Genomic DNA, 20,456 nt, shown 5'->3' on the forward strand with positions numbered 1-20,456 from the left:
CGCGGGGGAGTTTTGCGCGCCGAATTTGCCGAATCACACAATAAAAATAATGGGATGGCTCTTGAAAACAACACTAAATCGCAGCCTTGCAGCCGCGTGTGTATGCCTGGCGTTGCCACTGTCGGCCCAGGCGCTGGAGTTCGGCGGTTACTTGCGCAGCGGGGTCGGGACTTCGACCGACAGCGGTAAACAGCAATGTTTTCAATTGCCAGGCGCGCAATCCAAATACCGTCTGGGCAACGAATGCGAACAGTACGGGGAGTTGGAGTTGCGCCAGGATCTGTTCACGCTCGACGACGGTTCAGTGCTTAGCGTCGACGGCATGGCGTCACTGTATAACCAGTACGACAAGGACCTGACCTTCAACGGTGACAATGGCTCGGTGCGGATGCCGCAGCTGTATGCGCAATGGTCGAACATGCCCAGTCTCAACGGCGGTTCGCTGTGGGCCGGTCGGCGTTATTACAAGCGGAACGATATCCACATTTCCGATTTCTACTATTGGAACCAGAGCGCTACCGGCGGCGGTATCGAGGATGTGCTGATCGGCGATCTGAAATACAGCTACGCCTTCTCGCGCAAGGACAACCTGTACCAGAAGGACTACATCAACCGCCACGATTTCAACGTGGCCGGCTTCAACACCAACCCCGGTGGCGCGCTGGAATTGGGACTGAGCTACATCGACAAACCGGACAGCCGCGACGCGCATCGCGGTTGGGCGATCACCACCCAGCATGTGCAACAGGGCTTTCTGGGCGGCAAGAACAAACTGGCCTTTCAGTACGGCGAAGGTCCCGGGACCGGGTTGGGCTATACCGGTAACGTGAAGCTGGACGACAGCAACAAAAGCTACCGTGTGGTGGAGTTCTTCGACTGGCAAGTGACGCCGCGTTTTGGCGGGCAAATCGAGGCGGTTTATCAGAAAGACATTCGCGCGGATGGATCAGGCCAGAACTGGCTTTCCCTGGGCGTTCGTCCGGCCTACGCGATCAGCGAGCAGTTCAAACTGGTGACCGAGCTGGGCCACGATCAGGTGGAGGCCACGGGCGGTACGCGCAAGCTGAGCAAGTTCACGTTTGCGCCGACCTGGTCGCCCAAGGGGCCGGAATTCTGGCAGCGTCCCGAGGTGCGTCTGTATTACACCTATGCCCGCTGGAACGAGGCGGCCAAACGGGCGGCCAATGAACTGGCGGCGGGTTCGGCGTTGTCCGACACCGGCGCTTTCGGCACGGCGCGCCACGGTTCGAACGTCGGATTGCAAGTCGAGTACTGGTGGAAATAAGCGATGCTGTCGGAGCCTCGCGCTCCATCGGCACTTCAAAGAACAAAACAGCAGGTGACGTCATGGCCACACCCCAACAATTGCAACTGCTCGCGCCTTTGTCCGGCGTACTGATGCCACTGGACCTGGTGCCGGATCCGGTTTTTTCCAGCCGCGTGATCGGCGACGGTCTGTGCATCGACCCGACCTCGCAAACCCTGTGCGCGCCGCTGGCCGGGGTGATCAGCAATGTGCAGGCCAGCGGGCATGCCGTCAGCATTACCGATGACCACGGTGTGCAGGTGTTGATGCACATCGGCCTCGACACGGTGAACCTGGCGGGCAAAGGTTTTACTCGCCTGGTGGAGGAAGGTCAGCGGGTAGAGGCCGGGCAGGCGTTGATCGAGTTCGATGCCGATTACATCGCCTTGCAGGCGCGCAGTCTGTTGACCTTGATGCTGGTGGTCAGTGGCGAACCGTTCACCTGGCTGGCGCCGGAAACGGGTGGTGTTGAAAGCGGCCAGCCGCTGCTGAGCCTGAATCTTGCCGTGCAGACAACCGATGAGCCGGTGCCGGAGGAAGGCGAGGCGCTGTTCTCCAAACCGCTGACGCTGGCCAACCCGAACGGCTTGCACGCACGTCCAGCGGCGGTGTTCGCGCAAGCGGCGAAAGGTTTTTCGGCGAGTATTTGCCTGCATAAACAGCAGGACAGCGCCAACGCCAAATCCCTGGTGGCGATCATGGCGTTGCAGACGGCGCAGGGTGATGTCGTGCAAGTCAGCGCGGTGGGGCTGGATGCTGAAGCTGCAATCAAGACGCTGGCGCAGTTGCTGGTGGATGGCTGTGGCGAAACGGTGACGGTGGTGGCGGATGCAGCGCCGGTCGAGGCCTCGACGCTGACGGTGCTGCGCGGGGTGTGTGCATCGGCGGGGTCGGCGTTTGGTCAGGTGGTGCAGATTAGCGAGACCAAGCTTGAGGTGAGCGAACCCGGCGCAGGTTCACAGATTGAGCGCGAGCATCTGTCTCGCGCGTTGGCGGAGGCGCTGCTGGCCTTGCAGCACTTGCGCGACAACGCCACCGGCGATGCTCAGGCAGACATCTTCAAGGCGCACCAAGAATTGCTCGAAGACCCGAGCTTGCTGGATCAGGCCCAGGCGCTGATCAGCGAAGGCAAGAGCGCCGGGTTTGCCTGGCGGGCGGCGACCGAGGCGACGTCAGCGCTGTTCAAGGGCCTGGGCAGCCCGTTGCTGGCGGAGCGCGCGGCAGACCTCGCCGACGTCGGCCAGCGGGTGCTCAAGTTGATCCTCGGGGTGGAGGACCGCGTCATGGCGATGCCAGACGACGCCATCCTGATTGCCGAACAACTGACGCCGTCGCAGACCGCCGGGCTCGATACCCGCAAGGTGCTGGGGTTCGCCACGGTCGGCGGCGGCGCCACCAGCCACGTCGCGATTCTGGCGCGGGCCGCTGGGTTGCCGGCGATCTGTGGCTTGCCCGCGCAAGTGCTGGCGCTGGCCGACGGCACACGGGTTTTGCTCGACGCCGATAAGGGCGAGCTGAATCTGGCCCCGGACCTGGCGGCCATCGAGCAGCTGCAAGCCCATCGTCAGCTGCGCCAGAAGCGTCAGCAACATGAACTGGCGCACGCCGCGCTCGCTGCCTGTACCCAAGACGGTCATCACGTCGAGGTGACGGCCAACGTCGCGTCGCTGAGCGAAACCGAGCAGGCCATGACCCTCGGCGGTGAAGGCGTCGGGCTGTTGCGCTCGGAGTTCCTGTACCTGGATCGCAATCACGCGCCGAGTCATGACGAACAGGCGTCCACTTACAGTGCCATCGCCTGCGCACTGGGGCCGGCTCGCAGTCTAGTGGTGCGCACGCTGGATGTCGGTGGCGATAAACCGCTGGCCTACGTGCCGATGGCGAGCGAAGCCAACCCGTTCCTCGGCATGCGCGGGATTCGCTTGTGCCTGGAACGCCCGCAGCTGTTGCGCGATCAGTTCAAGGCCATCCTCAGCAGCGCCGGCCTGGCCCGTCTGCACATCATGCTGCCGATGGTCACGCAGCTGTCGGAGCTGCGACTGGCGCGGCAGATGCTGGAAGAGGAAGCGCTGGCCCTGGGCCTCACTGAATTGCCGAAACTGGGGATCATGATCGAAGTGCCTGCGGCGGCGTTGATGGCCGATCTGTTTGCGCCGGAGGTGGATTTCTTCTCCATCGGCACCAACGACCTGACGCAATACACCCTGGCCATGGACCGCGACCATCCGCGCCTGGCCAGTCAGGCCGACAGTTTTCACCCGTCGGTGCTGCGACTGATCGCCAGCACCGTGAAGGCGGCGCATGCCCATGGCAAATGGGTCGGCGTGTGTGGCGCCATGGCCTCCGAGACGCTGGCGGTGCCGCTGTTGCTGGGGCTTGGAGTGGATGAGCTGTCGGTGAGCGTGCCGTTGATTCCGGCCGTCAAAGCGGCGGTGCGCGAAGTGGATCTGGTCGATTGCCAGGCCATCGCCCAGCAGGTGCTGGGGCTGGAAAGTGCCGAGCAAGTGCGCGATGCCTTGCGCCGGCATCATGAGGCGACGGTCAATACTTCACGGGTTCTGGAGAACTGAGCATGTTCGAGAAAATGCAGCGAGCGTTCTGGAAAGCGTTGACGCCGGATCTGGTGGTGGATGAGCCGAAGGCGGTGGCTCAGGCGGTTTCGGGATTGGCAGCGGAGGTCGTGGCGGCGCTGGGCGGTGTGGATAACCTCAAGTCGCAGCAGCCTGTAGCGCTGACCCGTGTACGGGTGGAATTGCGCGATGTGGCGCGGATGGATCGGCAAGCGTTGACGATGGCGGGTGTGCCAGGCGTCATGATGCTGGACGCTGGGGTGGTGCATCTGATCACAGGCCTCCCACACTGATCGTTCTCACGCGGAGCGTGGGAACGATCACTGTGACCAGTCGCCGCGCCGCCCTTACTGTTTCTCAACCGCAGGTGTATCGTATTCGCCTTTTGCAGGCCCCCGTGCCTGGTGCTGATACGTGAGGTAGTTGAGTTCATGTCCTTTACCCGTCGACAAATACTCGGTGGTCTGGCCGGTCTTGTGGTGGTTGGCGTGGGGGCCGGTGGCGCGTCGCGTTACTGGCTGGGCAAGAGGGCCGACGCGGACGCCGGTCACGACTACGAACTGATCGCCGCGCCGCTGGACGTCGAACTGGTGGCCGGGCACACGACCGAAGCCTGGGCCTTCGGCCCGTCGGCGCCCGGCACCGAGTTGCGCGTGCGTCAGGGCGAATGGCTGCGGGTGCGCTTCATCAATCACCTGCCGGTCGCGACCACCATCCATTGGCACGGCATTCGTCTGCCGCTGGAAATGGACGGCGTGCCCTACGTTTCGCAGCTACCGGTGTTGCCGGGCGAATACTTCGACTACAAATTCCGCGTGCCCGATGCCGGCAGCTACTGGTATCACCCGCACGTGAACAGCAGCGAAGAACTCGGCCGTGGCCTGGTCGGCCCGCTGATCATCGAAGAGCGCGAGCCCACCGGTTTCAAGTACGAAAAAACCTTGAGCCTGAAGAGCTGGCACGTCGATGAAGAGGGCGCGTTCGTCGCGTTCAGTATTCCGCGTGAAGCGGCCCGTGGTGGTACAGCGGGACGACTGTCGACTATCAATGGCGTCGCGCAAGCGGTGATCGACTTGCCGGCCGGGCAGATCACCCGTGTGCGCCTGCTCAACCTCGACAACACCCTGACCTATCGCCTGAATATTCCCGGCGTCGAAGCGCAGATCTACGCGCTGGACGGCAACCCCATCGAACCGCGCCCGCTGGGCAAGGAATACTGGCTCGGCCCCGGCATGCGCATCTGCCTGGCGATCAAGGCGCCACCGGCCGGTGAAGAGCTGTCCCTGCGCAATGGCCCGGTGCGGCTGGGCACGTTGCGTTCCGTGGCGAACACCGAGGCACCGACCGAGTGGCCGCCCGCGTTGCCCGCCAACCCGGTGGCCGAGCCGGACCTGGCCAACGCCGAGAAACTCAACTTCAATTTCGAATGGGTGGGCTCGGTGTCAGTCAACGTCGACAACGGCAAGCCGCCGAGCCTGTGGCAAATCAACGGCAAGGCCTGGGACATCACCGACAAGACCTGCGCCGACCGCCCGATTGCCAAGCTTGAGAAGGGAAAGAGCTACATTTTCGAATTGAAGAACATGACTCAATACCAGCACCCGATCCACTTGCACGGCATGAGCTTCAAGGTCATCGCCTCGAACCGGCACAAGGTCATTCCGTACTTCACCGACACCTACCTGCTGGGCAAGAACGAGCGCGCGCAAGTGGCGCTGGTGGCGGATAACCCAGGAATCTGGATGTTCCATTGCCATGTGATCGATCACATGGAAACCGGCCTGATGGCCGCCATCGAGGTGGCGTGATGCGCCAGATACGCCCGACGGCAATCATCGACCGCAGCCGCGATCGCGACTTTATGCGTGAGGCGCTGGCTCTGGCCGCCCAAGGTGCGGCGCTTGGCGAAGTGCCGGTGGGCGCAGTGATGGTGCAGAACGGGGAAATCATCGGCCGGGGCTTCAATTGCCCGATCAGCGGCAATGACCCGAGCGCCCATGCCGAGATGGTCGCGATCCGCGCTGCGGCGTTGGCGGCCAGCAACTATCGCCTGCCCGGCAGCACGCTGTACGTGACGCTTGAGCCGTGCAGCATGTGCGCCGGGTTGATCGTGCATTCGCGGATTGCGCGGGTGGTGTATGGCGCGCTGGAGCCGAAAGCCGGGATTGTGCAGAGCCAGGGACAGTTCTTTACCCAAGGGTTTTTGAACCACCGGGTGTTGTTTGAGGGCGGTGTGCTGGCGGAGGAGTGCGGCGCGGTGCTGAGCGAGTTCTTCAAGGCCCGACGCGCGAAACCGTCAGACTAAACACAAACCCCTGTGGGAGCGAGCCTGCTCGCGATGGTGTATCAGACACGCTGATGTCGTCTGACACACCATCGCGAGCAGGCTCGCTCCCACAGGGGATCTCTATTTACTTACGGGCCACGATCACCGCACGCATCGGCGCTGGCAGGCCTTCAATCGTTTTGCTGTGATCTTCGGGATCAATGAAGTCGCTCAGCGATTGATACTTCATCCACTCGGTCCCGCGTTGTTCCTCGACGGTGGTCACGCTGACATCCACACAGCGAACATCGGTAAACCCGGCACGGCGCAGCCACAATTCCAGGGCGGGCACCGACGGCAGGAACCACACGTTACGCATCTGCGCGTAGCGGTCTTCCGGCACCAGAACCTGCTGCTGATCGCCTTCGATCACCAGCGTCTCCAGCACCAGTTCCCCACCCTTGACCAGGCAATCCTTCAGCGCCAGCAAATGCTCGATCGGCGAGCGGCGGTGATAGAAAACGCCCATGGAAAACACCGTGTCGAAGCCTTCCATGTTCGGCGGCAAGTCTTCGAAGGGAAACGGCAGGTGCCAGGCATTAGGCTCGGACAGGTAACGCTGCACCGCCTGGAACTGGCAGAAAAACAACCAGTTCGGGTCGACGCCGATCACGCTGTCGGCACCGGCACCGAGCATGCGCCACATGTAATAGCCGTTACCGCAGCCGACATCGAGGATGCGTTTACCCTTCAAGTCCAGGTGCGGCGCGACCCGGGACCATTTCCAGTCCGAGCGCCATTCGGTGTCGACATGCACGCCGAACAGGTCGAACGGCCCCTTGCGCCAAGGCGACAAGCCCATCAGCGCGGCACGCATCTGCACGCGGGTTTCAGCGTCGCAATCGGTGTCCAGCGTCAGGCCATTGAGCAGATCGACTTCAGTCGGCTGAATTTTCGGCAACGCGTCCAGCGCACTCTGCCAGCGCTCCAGGTCGCCATGACCCTTTTCCATTTTCTTGTCGAGTTGCGCTTGCAGGGTGTTGGCCCAGTCGGCCAGCGGAGTACCGGCCAGACGGCGGGCGAGGGGGGACAGATCAATCATGGCAAGGCAATCAACGAGGCGAAGTTAAGACACTGGAACCACGGCACGACTTTCGAAAACCCGGCGGCCAACAGGCGCTCGCGGTGTTCTTCGAGGCTGTCGGGCTTCATGACGTTTTCGATGGCGCTGCGCTTCTGGGCAATTTCCAGTTCGCTGTAGCCGTTGGCGCGTTTGAAGGCCACGTGCAACTCGGTAAGCAGCGCGTGTTCTTCGGGATCGGTGAAGCGCAGCTTCTCGGAGAGGATCAGCGCGCCGCCGGGCAGCAACGCCTGGCGGATGCGGCTGAGCAACGCCGTGCGCTGGTCCGGGGCGATGAATTGCAGGGTGAAGTTCAGCGCGACCACCGAGGCCGGCTGGAACTCGAGGGCGAGGATGTCGCCTTCGATCACGTCGACCGGCAGCAGCTCCTGGAACATCGAATCCTGACCGTTGAGGTACTCGCGGCAGCGTTCAACCATCGCCGCCGAGTTATCCACAGCGATGACGCGGCAACCGTCGGTACGCACGTGACGGCGCAAGGCCTGAGTCACGGCGCCCAGCGACGAACCGAGGTCGTAGAGCACGCTGTTGGGCTGGGCGAACTGCGCGGCGAGCACGCCGAGGTTTTCGACGATGGTCGGATAACCGGGCACCGAGCGCTTGATCATGTCCGGGAATACCCGCACCACGTCCTCGTTAAAGGCGAAGTCGGGCACCTGGGCCAGAGGCTGGGCGAAAAGGCGATCGGGTTCTTTGCTCACGGCAGTTCCAGCGGCTTCGGTTGAAAAGGCCGGCATTTTAGCCAACTTGGCGCGTGGATGCGCGGGTTGTCTGATAAACCGCCGGGTAGGCCCTGGATCTTCGCCGTCAGAGATATTGCTATCGCGGGCAAGCCCGCTCCCACAGGTTCAGCGCAGTTCGTGTGGGAGCGGGCTTGCCCGCGATGGGTTCAGCGCGGTTTCGGAGTGAACGCCGACGCCGTGATGCCCCACTGCCCCAGCCAGTAGCTGAGGATGATCACGTAAGGCGCGGCATGAAACGGCGAAACAAACCGATTGATGCCAATCACGCTGTCCGAGAACACAAACGCCACCGCACCGGCCGCCGCCAGCAGCGCCGAGCGCTTGGGCACGTCGGTGCCAAGCCGGGCCAACGCGCGCCAGAGCATGGCGCTGATCGCCAGACCGTAGACGATCACCGGAATCAGCAACGGCCCCAGCCCGTGGGAAATCAGGATCCCCAGCAGCAGGGCTCCGACGCCGAGCGCGAGGATCAGCGGCAACACCGCCAACCGCCGACAATCGCTCAAATAGGCCTTCAGATACGCCAGGTGAGCGACCAGAAACGCCCCGAGACCGAACACGAACAAATCTTGCGGTAACGCCAGCAGCACGTCGCCCAGCAGGGAAAAAATCAATCCAAGACTGATCCAGCGCCGGTATTCGCTGGGCGGTGCGTCGTGCAGCCAGCCGAGCAGCGCCAGCACCGGCAGCGGCTTCACCATCAGGCACAGCAGCGTGGCGTGCACGCTGAGGCCGTAAAGGAAGGTCACCGCGCCCATCAGCGCCAGGATCAGCCAGCCCACGATCAGTTGACCGAGATCGCGCAGTCGAAGGTTTCCACTGGCAACACTTCCGGCGCCCAGGGCTGTTGGGACGTCAGGCGCAAACGCCCGGTTCCGGTAGCGAAGGCCTGGAAGCGCCAGGTCGAGATCCCGGCCGCACCGACCACGCCGGCATCTTCCGGATTGCTGTAGACCTCGGGGCTGAGCGCGCGCAACACGCCGCCGGCCGAATCCTGGATCGCCCAGCGGTAACCCGTGGTCGGGTTGCTGGGCAGGGTCAGGATCAGGTTTTGCCCGTTGTGCAGTTTCGCCGGGCATTCGCTTTGTTTTTCCACGGTCACGTTCTGTTTCGGTTGCGTGGCGCAGGCGGCCAGCAGGGCGAGGCTGAGGGGGACGAACAGGCGGGTGGGGGACATAAGATCAGCGGCTCCGGCATTCACGACGAACGGCGAGCATAACCGAAGATGCGACAAATTGTGACAGCCGCCGGGGTCGGCGTTGTGAGTGCCGACGTCATCGCGGGCAAGCCCGCTCCCACAGTGATTGAGCGTGTACACAAATTTTGTGTTCGACTCAATTCCCTGTGGGAGCGGGCTTGCCCGCGATGGCGATCGAATGGACGCTACTTCACTTTCAGAAAAGAATCTTCGCCACATCCGCAAAACGCTTGGCGAAGTGCACGGTAATGCCTTCTTTCAAATAGTCCGGCAGTTCTTCAAAGCTCCCACGGTTAGGCTCCGGCAAGATCAATTCGAAGATCTTCTGCCGCCGCGCCGCGATCACTTTCTCGCGCACCCCGCCAATCGGCAGCACATGCCCGGTCAGCGTCAATTCGCCGGTCATCGCCACGCCTTTTTTCGGCGGCTGGTTCCGCGCCAGAGACAGCAGGGCGCTGGCCATGGTCACACCGGCGCTCGGGCCGTCCTTGGGCGTCGCGCCTTCCGGTACGTGCAAGTGAACGAAGGCTTCGTCGAAGAACTTCGGATCACCGCCATACGACTTCAGGTTGGAGCTGACGTAGCTGTAGGCGATTTCCGCCGATTCCTTCATCACATCACCCAGTTGCCCGGTGAGTTTGAAGCCACGGTTCAACGTGTGGATGCGGGTCGCTTCGATCGGCAAGGTCGCGCCGCCCATGCTGGTCCAGGCCAGGCCGGTGATCACACCAGTGCCGGAGAGTACTTGCTCGTTACGGAACACCGGATGCCCGAGTGAGGCTTCAAGGTCTTTCGGGCCGAGTTTGATCACGGCTTTCGGTTCGTCGATCAACTTGACCACCGCTTTGCGAACCAGTTTGCCCAGTTGTTTTTCCAACTGGCGCACGCCGGCTTCACGGGCGTAACCGTCGATCAACGCTTTGAGGGCGCTGTCGCTGATGCTCAGGCTGCCTTTCGACACGCCGGCCTTTTCCAGTTGCTTGGGCCACAGGTGACGCTTGGCGATGGCGATTTTTTCTTCGGTGATGTAACCCGACAGGCGGATCACTTCCATCCGGTCCAGCAACGGGCCGGGGATCGAGTCCAGGGTGTTGGCGGTGCAGATGAACAGCACTTTCGACAGGTCCAGACGCAAGTCCAGATAGTGGTCGAGGAATTCGACGTTCTGTTCCGGGTCGAGGGTTTCCAGCAGCGCCGAGGCCGGGTCGCCCTGATAGCTTTGGCCCATCTTGTCGATCTCGTCGAGCATGATCACCGGGTTCATCACTTCGACATCTTTCAACGCATGCACGAGTTTGCCCGGCTGCGCGCCGATGTAGGTGCGGCGGTGGCCCTTGATCTCGGCTTCGTCGCGCATGCCGCCGAGGCTGAAGCGGTAGAACGGCCGGCCCAACGATTCGGCGATGGATTTACCGACGCTGGTCTTGCCCACGCCCGGCGGGCCGACCAGCAATACGATGGAACCGCTGATCTCGCCTTTGTAGGCACCGACCGCGAGGAATTCGAGGATGCGGTCCTTGATGTCGTCGAGGCCGGCGTGGTGTTTGTCCAGCACCTTGCGCGCGTGTTTGAGGTCGAGTTTGTCCTCGCCGTACACGCCCCACGGCACCGAGGTCGCCCAGTCGAGGTAGTTGCGGGTGACCGCGTACTCCGGCGAGCCGGTCTCGAGGATCGACAGCTTGTTCATTTCCTCTTCGACGCGTTTTTGCGCCTGGGCGGGCAACACTTTGCCTTCCAGGCGTTGTTCGAACTGTTCGATGTCGGCGCTGCGGTCGTCCTTGGTCAGGCCCAGCTCTTGCTGGATGACCTTGAGTTGTTCCTTGAGGAAGAATTCGCGCTGATGCTCGCCGATCTTGCGGTTAACTTCGGCGGAAATCTCTTTTTGCAGACGTGCGACTTCGACTTCCTTGCGCAGCATCGGCAAGACTTTTTCCATGCGCTTGAGCATGGGCACGCAGTCGAGCACTTCCTGCAGTTCGTTGCCGGTGGCGGAGGTCAGGGCGGCGGCGAAGTCGGTCAGTGGCGACGGGTCGTTGGGGCTGAAGCGGTTGAGGTAGTTCTTCAGCTCTTCGCTGTACAGCGGGTTGAGCGGCAGCAGTTCCTTGATCGCGTTGATCAGCGCCATGCCGTAAGCCTTGACCTCGTCGGTCGGCTCGGTGGGCTGGTGCGGGTATTCGACTTCCACCAGGTACGGTGGGCGGTGGTGTTTGAGCCAGGTGCGGATGCGCACGCGCGTCAGGCCCTGGGCGACGAATTGCAGTTTGCCGTTTTCGCGGCTGGCGTGGTGGACCTTGACCAGCGTGCCGTAGAGCGGCAGGGCCGAGGTGTCGAAGTGGCGCGGGTCTTCCTGGGGCGTGTCCATGTAGAACAGGGCCAGGGAGTGGTGATCGGATTTGCTCACCAGATCCAGGGTTTCGGCCCAGGGTTCTTCGTTGACGATGACCGGCAGCACTTGGGCCGGGAAGAATGGGCGGTTGTGGATCGGGATGATGTAGACCTTGTCCGGCAGGTTCTGGCCTGGCAGGGCGAGGCCTTTGCCGGTGGAGTGGTGTTCGGCGTTCTCTGGGTCGGCGTATTCGCTCGGGTCTTCAGGGAATTCTTGCTGGTCGCTCATGGGGCACCTGCGCAATGGGGTATGGGTCTTAGATGGGGCAGGTGGGGGGTGGTTTCAATGGCTCCGGATATTTCTGGGTGTGTGTTCAGGGTTTGGACAGGTCTTGGCGGCCTTCGGGCCGACCATGCTCTTGGTTGATTGAGTACATATCCGTTGTTGGGGTAACGGCGGCTATGGGTTCCGCCCTTACGGCGGGTCACTTTCGAAAATCCGGAAGCCGGCCCAGTCGAAAGTAACCAAAGCGCTTCTGCCCCTTTCGTTCGGTGCCTCGCTGTGGCTCGGCATGCCCTCGCTCCGGTCCTGCTCCGTGGGCCCGCCGCCATCGGCCATCCATGGCCGGGGGCGGCTAACCCGGCATCCCTGCCGGGTTACCCACTGCGCAGAACCTCCACTCGGCCTCTCGAGGCGGCGGTGCATCAAGATCAAAAGCACGGCGGCCTACAGGCCGGCCTGATTGGGGAGTACGCATTCCCCTGTAGGAGCGAGCTTGCTCGCGAAGAACGTCAACAATGACGCGTTTTAACAGGATAAACGCGGTGCCTGTGTGTCCATCGCGAGCTCGCTCCTACAGGGAGGGGCGGTGATTTCGGACATTGCGTTCGCTTTTGATCTTGCCGTTGCTTCGGCTTTTGATCTTGATCTGTTGCCCCTTTCCCAGAGGCCGAACGCAGGCGTTGCGCAGGGGGTACCGCGGCAAGGATGCCGCGGTAGCCGCCCCCGGCCATGGATGGCCGATGGCGGCGGGCCCCCGGAGCAATGCCTTCGTTAAGGCATGCCGAGCCTTAGCGAGGCACCGAATGGAGGGGCAAGAGCCCTTGGTTACTTGGGGCTTTTCCAAGTGACTCGCTGTAAAAGCGAAACCGCCAGCGGCCATTACCGCAGGAATGGATATGTACACCCACAAAAAAAGGCGACCCCCACACAGGAGTCGCCTTTGCTTTTACCGCCGCTAAAACTTACTCAGACAGCTTGTACGCAATCACGTAGTCACCCTGTTTGGTGCCCAGCGAACCATGACCGCCCGCAACGACCAGCACGTATTGCTTGCCGTCTTTGCCGGTGTAGGTCATCGGTGTGGTTTGCGCGCCTGCTGGCAGCCGGCCTTCCCACAGTTGCTTGCCGTTTTTCACGTCGTAGGCGCGCAGGTACTGGTCGAGGGTGCCGCTCAGGAAGCCGACGCCACCGGCGGTGGTGAAGGTTCCGCCCAGGCTTGGCACGCCCATGCTCAGCGGGATCGGAACCGGTGAGCTGTCGCGCACGGTGCCGTTTTTGTGTTTCCACAGGGTTTTGGCGGTGGTCAGGTCGATGGCCGCCACGTAGCCCCAGGCCGGCGCCTGGCACGGCAGGCCCATGGGCGACAACAGCGCTTCGAGGACGACGCCGTAGGGCGCGCCTTTGTTGGGTTGCACGCCTTCGGTTTCGCTTTTGCGCGGACCTTGGGCGGCGATTTCGGCGGCCGGGATCATTTTCGATTTGAACGCCATGTAGCTCGGGTTCACGAACGCGATTTGACGCACCGGGTCAACCGAGATGCCGCCCCAGTCGAACACGCCGAAGTTGCCGGGATAAACGATCGAACCTTGCAGCGAGGGCGGAGTGAACGGGCCGTCGTAGCGCAGGGATTTGAAGTCGATCCGGCAGATCAGTTGGTCGAACGGGGTCACGCCCCACATGTCGCGTTCTTGCAACGGCGGCGGCATGAGGTTCAGGTCGGATTTCGGTTGGGTCGGCGAAGTGTGGTCACCTTCGACAGCGCCTTGTGGCACGGGCACTTCGTTGATTGGCACGATGGCCTTGCCGGTACTGCGGTCGAGTACGTAGATGCTGCCTTGCTTGGTGGACGCGAGTAGCGCTGGCTTTACGCCGTCAGCGGTTTTCAGGTCCATCAGGGTTGGCTGGCCGCCGACGTCCATGTCCCACAGGTCGTGGTGGGTGAACTGGAAGTGCCAGCGCACTTTGCCGGTGCCGATGTCGAGGGCGGTCAGGCCGGCGGCGTGCAGTTCCGATTCAGGGGTGCGTGCGCCACCGAACTGGTCCGGGGTCTGGTTGCCCATCGGCAGGTAGAGCATGCCGAGTTTTTCGTCGACGGCGAACATGGACCACATGTTCGGCGAGTTGCGGGTGTAGACCTTGCCATCAGCAATTGGCGTGGTGTCGTCCGGGTTGCCGCTGTCCCAGTTCCACACCAGTTTGCCGGTGTGCACGTCGAACGCGCGGATGACGCCGCTTGGCTCGTCGGTGGAGACGTTATCGGTGACGTGACCGCCAATCACCACCAAGTCCTTGGTGACGGCCGGTGGCGAGGTGGAGTAGTAACCACCGGCGGTGAAGCCGCCGATGTTGGCGCTCAGGTCGACCTGGCCGCCGTTGCCGAAGTCTTCGCACATTTTGCCGGTGTCGGCGTTCAGGGCGATCAGGCGGGTGTCGGCGGTTGGCAGGAAGATCCGGCGTGGGCAGGCGCTGGTAATGGGCGCACTGGCGCTGCCGGTCGGGCTCTGCTCGGAGGCATAGGCGGCGTCATCGTGATACGACACGCCACGGCAGGTCATGTGCGCCCAACCCTTGAAGTTCGCCGCGTTTTGCGTGGAGAGCTTCGGATCGAAACGCCAGATTTCCTTGCCGGTGTCCGGGTCCAGGGCAATCACCTGGCTGTGCGGCGTGCAGACGTAGAGCATGCCGTTGACTTTCAGCGGGGTGTTTTCTGCGGTGGTTTCGCCCGGGTCGTTCGGCCCCGGCAGGTCGCCGGTGCGGAAGGTCCAGGCCGGTACCAGCTTGTTCACGTTCTGCGGCGTGATCTGCGCCAGTGGCGAGTAACGATCGCCATGGGCGCTGCGGCCGTAGGAGTTCCAGTCACCGTCGGGCATGGCCGGGGCGGTGTTGGTCATGCCCGGGACGCTGTCGCGATCCAGTTGGCCTTTGATCTCACCAGGGTTGGTGAACTGGCTGGCCAATGCCGTAACGCCAGCGAGCACCACGGCTACGCTCAGCGCGCCAGTGCCCATCGGGGCCGCGCCGTTCAGCAGCAGCGGACGGCGGAACCATGGCAACAACATGACGAGGCCCAGTGCAAACAACAGCGCCAGACGCGGCACCAGTTGCCACCAGTCGAGGCCGACTTCCCACAGGGCCCACACGGTACTGGCGAACAGCACCAGTGCGTACAGGCCCAGCGCCGCGCGGCGAGCCATGATCAGCAGCACGCCGGTCAGCGCCAGGCCGATACCGGCCAGCAGGTAATACAGCGAGCCGCCGAGCATGCTCAGCTTGATCCCCCCGGCCAGCATGGCCAGGCCCATTAGCAGAAGCAGGATACCGAGCAGGCTCGGCAGCAGACGGCTTCGACTCAAAGCACCATCAGTGCTCATAGTGTGGTTCTCCGTGACGTTTCAAGTAGTCCCGCGCAAGTTCACTGTAGATGATGATCCTGAGCGGGCATGGTTCAGATAAAAGCTGTGTGGTTGATGCGGTCCTTGTGGGAGTGAGCCTGCTCGCGATGGCGTCTTAACCTTCAGCATTGATGTCGACTGACACACCGCCATCGCGAGCAGGCTCGCTCCCACAGGTTTTTTGCAGGAGTCTTAAAAGGACGACTGGATCTTGATGCCGCCAATCAGTGCGTCATCGACCTTGTCCACGCCACCGGGGTGGCGGATGTATTGCAGGTTCGGGCGCACGGTCAGCCAGTTCGTGACATGCACGCCGTAATAGAGTTCGGCGCTGTATTCGGTGTCCTGCGGTGGCAGGAACGACGGGTCGTCATAGTCGAAAACGGCGCGGGCCTGATTGGTCGCTTCGGCGTTCTTGCGATAGGCCGGGTTGACGTGGACGCGGGCCAAGGCGAAGCCGATGTCATCTTTGGCGCGGGCATCGAGCAGGCCTTTGTAGACGACCCCGGCCTGGACATAGTTGTCGATGGCGTTGGTCTTCTTGTCGTGCATCGTGCCGTTGGCAAACACGCTCAAACCGCGTGAATTGTCGCTGGCACGGCTAGTGATTTGCTGCTGAATACCCAGCCAAACGCCGTGCTTGCTCGACGCGCTGCGGTACGCCTCGCCACTCAGGGCGGCGGGCTGGCCGTTGCTGTCTTTATAGGCGTCGGTGGCGTTGGCGCTGCTGTAGTAATAACCGGCGCGGTATTCGCCCGGCAGGCCATTGAGTTTCGGCGTCCAGACCAGTTCCACCGGCAGGATCGCGCCCTCGGTGCCGCTGCCGCTGAGCTTGAAGCCATTGCCGCGATCAAGGTTCGACGGGTTCTGCTCATACGCGCCGACTTGCGCATACAGCTCGGGCGTCAGGTGATATTTGACCCGCAGCGCCCACTGGCTGACCGGCCAGTTGTACCAGATGCCACCGACCCAGTTGCCGACCTGGGAGCCGCAGAACGCCAGGTTCTGGAAGTCGCAGGGGAAGCTGTTGAAGTCTTCGCCTTCGCCAAAACGACCGACCTTGATGTCGAGCTTTTGATCGAAGAATTTCTGCTGATACCACATCTGCGTCAGGCGCCAGGTCTGGCCACGGCCCCAGACTTCCTGGGCCGAGGTGAAGCCGCCAACGCGCGGATCGTTGATCCGGTCATTGCTGATGTTGTTGCCGTTGCGCTCGGTGATGGTCAGCTGAAATTCGGCGTCGTCCCAACCGAGGATTTTCTGCAAGTCCAGGTGCGTGCCGAGGCCAAACTGGTCGCTGTAACGGGCGGTGCGATCGTGGTCGTAGCCGCCGTGCAGGTTGCTGCCCATTTCACCGGTGTAATCGACTTTGAAGTCGTAGCCTTTTTCCGAAAGTTCGGTGCGCTTGCCGTTCCAGTCGCCGAGCATCCACGGCGACTCGCTATCGAAGGCCGCAGCGGCCTGGGTGCAAGTGGCGAAACCCAACGCGGTTAATCCACCGATGAGGTTCAGGGCTTTTCGGCTGGCAATAGCTGGTAAGACAGCGCTATCTCGCGAAGTTTGAAAATAAGGCATAAGAGAAGGAATTCTTGATCTTTTTCTGGGGGATGAACTGAACACAACAGGAATGATGCAGCTAGCGGAAGCGTTTCAGCTTGGCGGGCGTAAGGATAATGTCCTGTTACAAATAGAGAAAGGGCTTTTACTGACATGGATCATTTCGGATTTGGTAACAGTCCCCGGCTGCGATCTTTTGCGTTTCACCTACATTTAACAGACCCGCACACTGATCGCTTCCCCCCAACGAAGCCCTCGGCTAAGGTGCGCGGCTTCCAATCCCTACTTCGCTCAAAGGCCCGGCATGACCGAACAGAACAACAACCCGCTGCACGGCGTGACGCTGGAGCAAATCCTCAACGCCCTGGTTGAACACTACGAATGGTCCGGGCTGGCCGAACGCATCGACATTCGCTGCTTCAAGAGTGACCCGAGCATCAAGTCGAGCCTGACCTTCCTGCGCAAAACCCCATGGGCGCGGGAGAAGGTCGAACGCTTGTACGTGAAGTTGATGCGCACCAAGCGCCCGCTCTGAACATGCTCACCCAACCGACGCCAGGTGCTGCCGCGAGGCGTCGTTTTGTGGCGGTGGCGGCGGTGCTCGGCTGGGCCGGTTTGAGCATTCAGCTGTACCTGATTTTCTACTCACGCTGGACGCTGGCCGCCAGCCTGATGGGCGGGCTGATGAGCTTCTTCAGCTATTTCACCGTGCTGAGCAATACCCTGGTGGCAACCGTGCTGACGTGTGAACTGACGTCCCGTGAATCGGCGGCGCGACGCTGGTTTTTGCAGCCGTGGGTCAGCAGTGGCGTTGCCGTGAGCATCGCCGTGGTCGGCTTGGCGTACAGCGTGTTATTGCGCCATTTGTGGCACCCCGAAGGCTGGCAATGGCTGGCCGATGAGCTGATGCACGACGTCATGCCGCTGCTGTTTTTGATCTATTGGTGGTGCTGTGTGCCCAAGGGCACGTTACGGTTAAAGCACCTCGCGTTGTGGGTCATTTACCCGGTGGTGTACTTCGCGTATTCGCTGCTGCGCGGGCATTTGCTGGCGACGTATCCGTATCCGTTCATAGATGTGGAGAAGCTGGGTTATCCACAGGTGTTTATCAATGCGGCGGGGTTGTTGGCGGGGTTTGTGGTGATTGCGCTGGTGGTGATTGGGTTGGATCGGTGGCGCGGGCGTCGTGGTACGGATTTGGATTTGTAGCGTTTGCGATGCCGTCTTCGCGAGCAGGCTCGCTCCCACATGGGATTGGCGTACACCAGATCCTTGTGGGAGCGAGCCTGCTCGCGATGGGGCCCTAAAGGCTGTCATTCATCCACGCTGTCATCCAACCGCCAGTAACCCACCGCTTTGACGAACTGCTCATCCAGCCCATGCTCATCCAGCAGCACTCGGCGGATCTGCCGCGATACTTTGCTCTCGGTCGCCACCCAGGCATACAAGCTGCCAGCAGGTACCTTGACCTGGCGCACAGTCGCCAGCAAGTGATCCTCGCCACCTTCACGCAACACCCAGATCACATTGACCTCGGCGGCGCTCTCCAGCACTTGCTGCTCCTTGCCGTTCTCCACTTCGACGATCACCAACGCACGCCGGTTAGCCGCCAGACCTTCCAGGCGCCGAGCGATGGCGGGCAGGGCGGTTTCGTCGCCGATCAGCAGGTAGCTGTCGAACATGTCCGGCACGATCATCGAACCCCGTGGCCCGCCGATGTGCAGGAACTGCCCCGGTTTGGCCTGCTCGGCCCAGGTCGCGGCAGGGCCGTCGCCGTGCAGCACGAAGTCGATGTCCAGCTCCAGCGTGTCGAGGTCGTAACGACGCGGCGTGTAATCGCGCATGGCCGGCATCGGTCCGTTGTCTTTACCGGCACCGAGGACCAGGGTGTCCAGCGCGGCGTGTTCCGCTGCGTTCTGTGGGAACAGCAGCTTTACGTGGTCATCGGTGCCCAGGCTGATGAAACCTGCCAGCTCCGGGCCGCCCAAGGTAATCCGGCGCATGCGCGGGGTCAGGTCGACCACTCGCAGCACTTCCAGACGACGGCGTTTGATCTCGTGCATGACGCGGTGAATGGTTTGGATCACTTCAGTCATTCGGCGTTCTCCTGGGCAGTTTGAACGGCAGGGCCGTCGACGATGGCTTTGGCCGTGTTGTTGAGCAGAGCGGCGACACGCCGGATTTCTTCCGCGCTCCAGCGGCCATGGTGCAGCTGCAGCGCGTGCCGCAGGTTGTGCACGGCTTCGTGGATTTCGGGCGGGCGATCATGACCGCGCAGCGAGCGTTTGCTGACGTCGATGCGCATCCGCACACCTTCAAGGGCAATCGCCTGTTCGCTCAGCGATTGACGCCCGGCGTCGGTAACGGCGTAGCGTTTTTTCCCGCCTTCGGCATCGCCCTGGATCATTTCGCTTTCTTCCAGGAACGTCAGGGTCGGGTAGATCACGCCGGGGCTGGGGCTGTAGGCGCCGTCGAACATGCCTTCGATCTGGCGGATCAGGTCGTAGCCGTGGCACGGCTGTTCAGCGATCAGCGCCAGCAGCAGCAATTTCAGGTCACCGGGGGCGAACACCCGTGGTCCGCGGCCGCCGCGCTCGCGACCGGGGCGTTTCTCGAAGCCGTCGCGGCCGTCGCCGTGCTCGCGGTGGGGGGAATGATGGTCTCTCATTTTTTCCTTCTCTCGTCGTGTTTAGATACAACTTAAGATATATCTTAAGAGGTTCGCAAGGCCCCCCGACCAACGGCTGATCACAACACCAGACGAAAACGTCACTGAAAATGGCGCTTTCGCCGCTCCAAAATCAGCTTTTAAAACGGGCCAACAAGTTGAAATTAGTGTTAACTCTCTAAAGTGACGATTCACACCTTAATTCATTAGCTTTGTAATATCCCTCCTACAGAAATGGCAGTGTCGTTGTCGGCCTTTATTGCCAGTGTATTGGCTTTATGTAGTCTTGTTCTGACAGTCGAACAGTGACTTTATCAATACTTCAGTATTTTTCTTTCCGCGGTCGTGGCACTTTGGCTACGCGCTTTGAGGAACTTTCCTGCTTACTTTCAAGATTATTTGGTCGATCATCTTTCGGCGTTGAAAGTTGCACTGGAACATCACTGCTCGTGACTGTTGTGCTCCAATGGAACTTTCAATACTTAGACCCTTTTTATTGAAAAGACAGGTACTGAAAGATGTTCAAGAAAATCGCGTTTGCTGCTCCTCTGGCTCTTCTGGCACTGAGTTCCTCGATGGCGTTTGCGGCCACCGAAGCCAAGCACTCCATCAGCATTGTTGCCCACGTGCCGTCTGACGATTTCTTCGCGGTGCCAGTCGATGCGGACCTGGTCAACAAGGATCAGGACATGAGCTACAACCCGTCTACCGGCACCATGCGCACTGTCGACGGGCACTTCGACGTTCTGCACACCGCCGGCAAGGTTCACGCCCGCCTGGAAGGCTTGCCGAAGCTGATTGCCGGGAACAAGACCATCGACTTGAAAGTCGAGCTCAACGGCAAAACGCTGACGACCACTTCGCAGGAAGTCGTTGGCGAAGCTGAGTCCAACGTCCGCTATCGCGCACCGTTCAAAATCAGCGCGACTGGCGCCAAGCCTGATGCCGGTGATTACACTGGCGTCGTCATGCTGGTTGTTGAACCTTCCGTCTAAGCAACATCTGCG

Annotated in this window: 17 protein-coding genes; 8 read left to right on the plus strand and 9 right to left on the minus strand. The window is 61.5% G+C overall.

Annotated features, from left to right (window positions below):
- Window positions 1-61: 61 nt before the first annotated feature.
- The 5 genes from ACA057_RS05345 to tadA all read left to right on the plus strand — a co-directional run bounded on the left by ACA057_RS05345 (window position 62) and on the right by tadA (window position 6,181).
- Window positions 62-1,285, plus strand: a complete 1,224-nt coding sequence (locus ACA057_RS05345) for a maltoporin (RefSeq protein WP_497346496.1) — start codon at window positions 62-64, stop codon at window positions 1,283-1,285.
- 62 nt (window positions 1,286-1,347) lie between these two features.
- On the plus strand, window positions 1,348-3,876 hold the full coding sequence (gene ptsP, locus ACA057_RS05350; protein ID WP_497346498.1) for a phosphoenolpyruvate--protein phosphotransferase: 2,529 nt from the start codon (window positions 1,348-1,350) through the stop codon (window positions 3,874-3,876).
- 2 nt (window positions 3,877-3,878) lie between these two features.
- Window positions 3,879-4,169 carry a PTS sugar transporter subunit IIB gene (locus ACA057_RS05355; RefSeq protein WP_497346500.1) on the plus strand — a complete coding sequence of 97 codons (291 nt, stop codon included), beginning with the start codon at window positions 3,879-3,881 and terminating at the stop codon, window positions 4,167-4,169.
- Between the two features lie 138 nt (window positions 4,170-4,307).
- On the plus strand, window positions 4,308-5,684 hold the full coding sequence (locus tag ACA057_RS05360; RefSeq protein WP_497346502.1) for a multicopper oxidase family protein: 1,377 nt from the start codon (window positions 4,308-4,310) through the stop codon (window positions 5,682-5,684).
- Window positions 5,684-6,181, plus strand: coding sequence for a tRNA adenosine(34) deaminase TadA (tadA, locus tag ACA057_RS05365; protein WP_497346504.1), 498 nt, complete (start codon window positions 5,684-5,686; stop codon window positions 6,179-6,181). Before ACA057_RS05360 ends, tadA begins: the two co-directional genes overlap by 1 nt.
- A 106-nt stretch (window positions 6,182-6,287) precedes the next feature.
- Here the strand turns inward: tadA and cmoB are convergent, their stop codons facing one another.
- The 7 genes from cmoB to ACA057_RS05400 form a co-directional block, all read right to left on the minus strand.
- Entirely contained in the window at window positions 6,288-7,244 is a 957-nt protein-coding gene (gene cmoB / locus ACA057_RS05370) for a tRNA 5-methoxyuridine(34)/uridine 5-oxyacetic acid(34) synthase CmoB (RefSeq protein WP_497346506.1), read from the minus strand.
- Window positions 7,241-7,984 carry a carboxy-S-adenosyl-L-methionine synthase CmoA gene (cmoA, locus tag ACA057_RS05375; RefSeq protein ID WP_497346508.1) on the minus strand — a complete coding sequence of 248 codons (744 nt, stop codon included), beginning with the start codon at window positions 7,982-7,984 and terminating at the stop codon, window positions 7,241-7,243. Before cmoA ends, cmoB begins: the two co-directional genes overlap by 4 nt.
- A gap of 188 nt (window positions 7,985-8,172) precedes the next feature.
- Entirely contained in the window at window positions 8,173-8,808 is a 636-nt protein-coding gene (locus tag ACA057_RS05380; RefSeq protein WP_497346510.1) for a lysoplasmalogenase, read from the minus strand.
- 2 nt (window positions 8,809-8,810) lie between these two features.
- Window positions 8,811-9,203: a protease inhibitor I42 family protein gene (locus ACA057_RS05385; RefSeq protein ID WP_497346512.1), complete on the minus strand. Its 393-nt coding sequence runs from the start codon at window positions 9,201-9,203 to the stop codon at window positions 8,811-8,813.
- Between the two features lie 217 nt (window positions 9,204-9,420).
- Window positions 9,421-11,838: an endopeptidase La gene (gene lon / locus ACA057_RS05390; RefSeq protein WP_497346514.1), complete on the minus strand. Its 2,418-nt coding sequence runs from the start codon at window positions 11,836-11,838 to the stop codon at window positions 9,421-9,423.
- A 956-nt stretch (window positions 11,839-12,794) separates the two neighbouring features.
- Entirely contained in the window at window positions 12,795-15,203 is a 2,409-nt protein-coding gene (locus ACA057_RS05395; protein WP_497346516.1) for a glucose/quinate/shikimate family membrane-bound PQQ-dependent dehydrogenase, read from the minus strand.
- Between the two features lie 213 nt (window positions 15,204-15,416).
- Window positions 15,417-16,799 (minus strand): carbohydrate porin, encoded by a 1,383-nt coding sequence (locus ACA057_RS05400; RefSeq protein ID WP_497346518.1) that lies wholly within the window; start codon window positions 16,797-16,799, stop codon window positions 15,417-15,419.
- A gap of 286 nt (window positions 16,800-17,085) precedes the next feature.
- On the opposite strand from ACA057_RS05400, the gene ACA057_RS05405 reads away from it, so the two are divergent.
- Together ACA057_RS05405 and ACA057_RS05410 are read left to right on the plus strand one after the other, a co-directional pair.
- On the plus strand, window positions 17,086-17,316 hold the full coding sequence (locus tag ACA057_RS05405; protein ID WP_007903672.1) for a VF530 family protein: 231 nt from the start codon (window positions 17,086-17,088) through the stop codon (window positions 17,314-17,316).
- 2 nt (window positions 17,317-17,318) lie between these two features.
- Window positions 17,319-17,990 (plus strand): Pr6Pr family membrane protein, encoded by a 672-nt coding sequence (locus tag ACA057_RS05410; RefSeq protein WP_497346520.1) that lies wholly within the window; start codon window positions 17,319-17,321, stop codon window positions 17,988-17,990.
- Between the two features lie 104 nt (window positions 17,991-18,094).
- On the opposite strand, the gene ACA057_RS05415 is transcribed toward ACA057_RS05410, so the two are convergent.
- Both ACA057_RS05415 and ACA057_RS05420 read right to left on the minus strand, forming a co-directional pair.
- Window positions 18,095-18,877, minus strand: coding sequence for a siderophore-interacting protein (locus ACA057_RS05415; RefSeq protein ID WP_497346522.1), 783 nt, complete (start codon window positions 18,875-18,877; stop codon window positions 18,095-18,097).
- On the minus strand, window positions 18,874-19,449 hold the full coding sequence (locus ACA057_RS05420) for a PadR family transcriptional regulator (protein WP_497346524.1): 576 nt from the start codon (window positions 19,447-19,449) through the stop codon (window positions 18,874-18,876). The genes ACA057_RS05415 and ACA057_RS05420 overlap by 4 nt, the downstream gene beginning before the upstream one ends.
- 518 nt (window positions 19,450-19,967) lie before the next feature.
- Here ACA057_RS05420 and ACA057_RS05425 point away from each other — a divergent pair.
- Window positions 19,968-20,444, plus strand: a complete 477-nt coding sequence (locus tag ACA057_RS05425; RefSeq protein ID WP_497346526.1) for a CS1 type fimbrial major subunit — start codon at window positions 19,968-19,970, stop codon at window positions 20,442-20,444.
- Window positions 20,445-20,456 lie beyond the last annotated feature (12 nt).

The organism is Pseudomonas sp. LBUM1661 (assembly GCF_059695925.1).

Excerpts from the sequence above, each read along its gene's own strand:
- ACA057_RS05410 (WP_497346520.1), top strand. The coding sequence starts at position 17,319 with ATGCTCACCCAACCGACGCCAGGTGCTGCCGCGAGGCGTCGTTTTGTG.
- ACA057_RS05405 (WP_007903672.1), top strand. The coding sequence starts at position 17,086 with ATGACCGAACAGAACAACAACCCGCTGCACGGCGTGACGCTGGAGCAA.
- ACA057_RS05400 (WP_497346518.1), bottom strand. The coding sequence starts at position 16,799 with ATGCCTTATTTTCAAACTTCGCGAGATAGCGCTGTCTTACCAGCTATT.
- ACA057_RS05420 (WP_497346524.1), bottom strand. The coding sequence starts at position 19,449 with ATGAGAGACCATCATTCCCCCCACCGCGAGCACGGCGACGGCCGCGAC.
- ptsP (WP_497346498.1), top strand. The coding sequence starts at position 1,348 with ATGGCCACACCCCAACAATTGCAACTGCTCGCGCCTTTGTCCGGCGTA.
- ACA057_RS05425 (WP_497346526.1), top strand. The coding sequence starts at position 19,968 with ATGTTCAAGAAAATCGCGTTTGCTGCTCCTCTGGCTCTTCTGGCACTG.
- ACA057_RS05360 (WP_497346502.1), top strand. The coding sequence starts at position 4,308 with ATGTCCTTTACCCGTCGACAAATACTCGGTGGTCTGGCCGGTCTTGTG.
- ACA057_RS05355 (WP_497346500.1), top strand. The coding sequence starts at position 3,879 with ATGTTCGAGAAAATGCAGCGAGCGTTCTGGAAAGCGTTGACGCCGGAT.
- tadA (WP_497346504.1), top strand. The coding sequence starts at position 5,684 with ATGCGCCAGATACGCCCGACGGCAATCATCGACCGCAGCCGCGATCGC.
- cmoB (WP_497346506.1), bottom strand. The coding sequence starts at position 7,244 with ATGATTGATCTGTCCCCCCTCGCCCGCCGTCTGGCCGGTACTCCGCTG.
- ACA057_RS05395 (WP_497346516.1), bottom strand. The coding sequence starts at position 15,203 with ATGAGCACTGATGGTGCTTTGAGTCGAAGCCGTCTGCTGCCGAGCCTG.
- lon (WP_497346514.1), bottom strand. The coding sequence starts at position 11,838 with ATGAGCGACCAGCAAGAATTCCCTGAAGACCCGAGCGAATACGCCGAC.
- ACA057_RS05385 (WP_497346512.1), bottom strand. The coding sequence starts at position 9,203 with ATGTCCCCCACCCGCCTGTTCGTCCCCCTCAGCCTCGCCCTGCTGGCC.
- ACA057_RS05415 (WP_497346522.1), bottom strand. The coding sequence starts at position 18,877 with ATGACTGAAGTGATCCAAACCATTCACCGCGTCATGCACGAGATCAAA.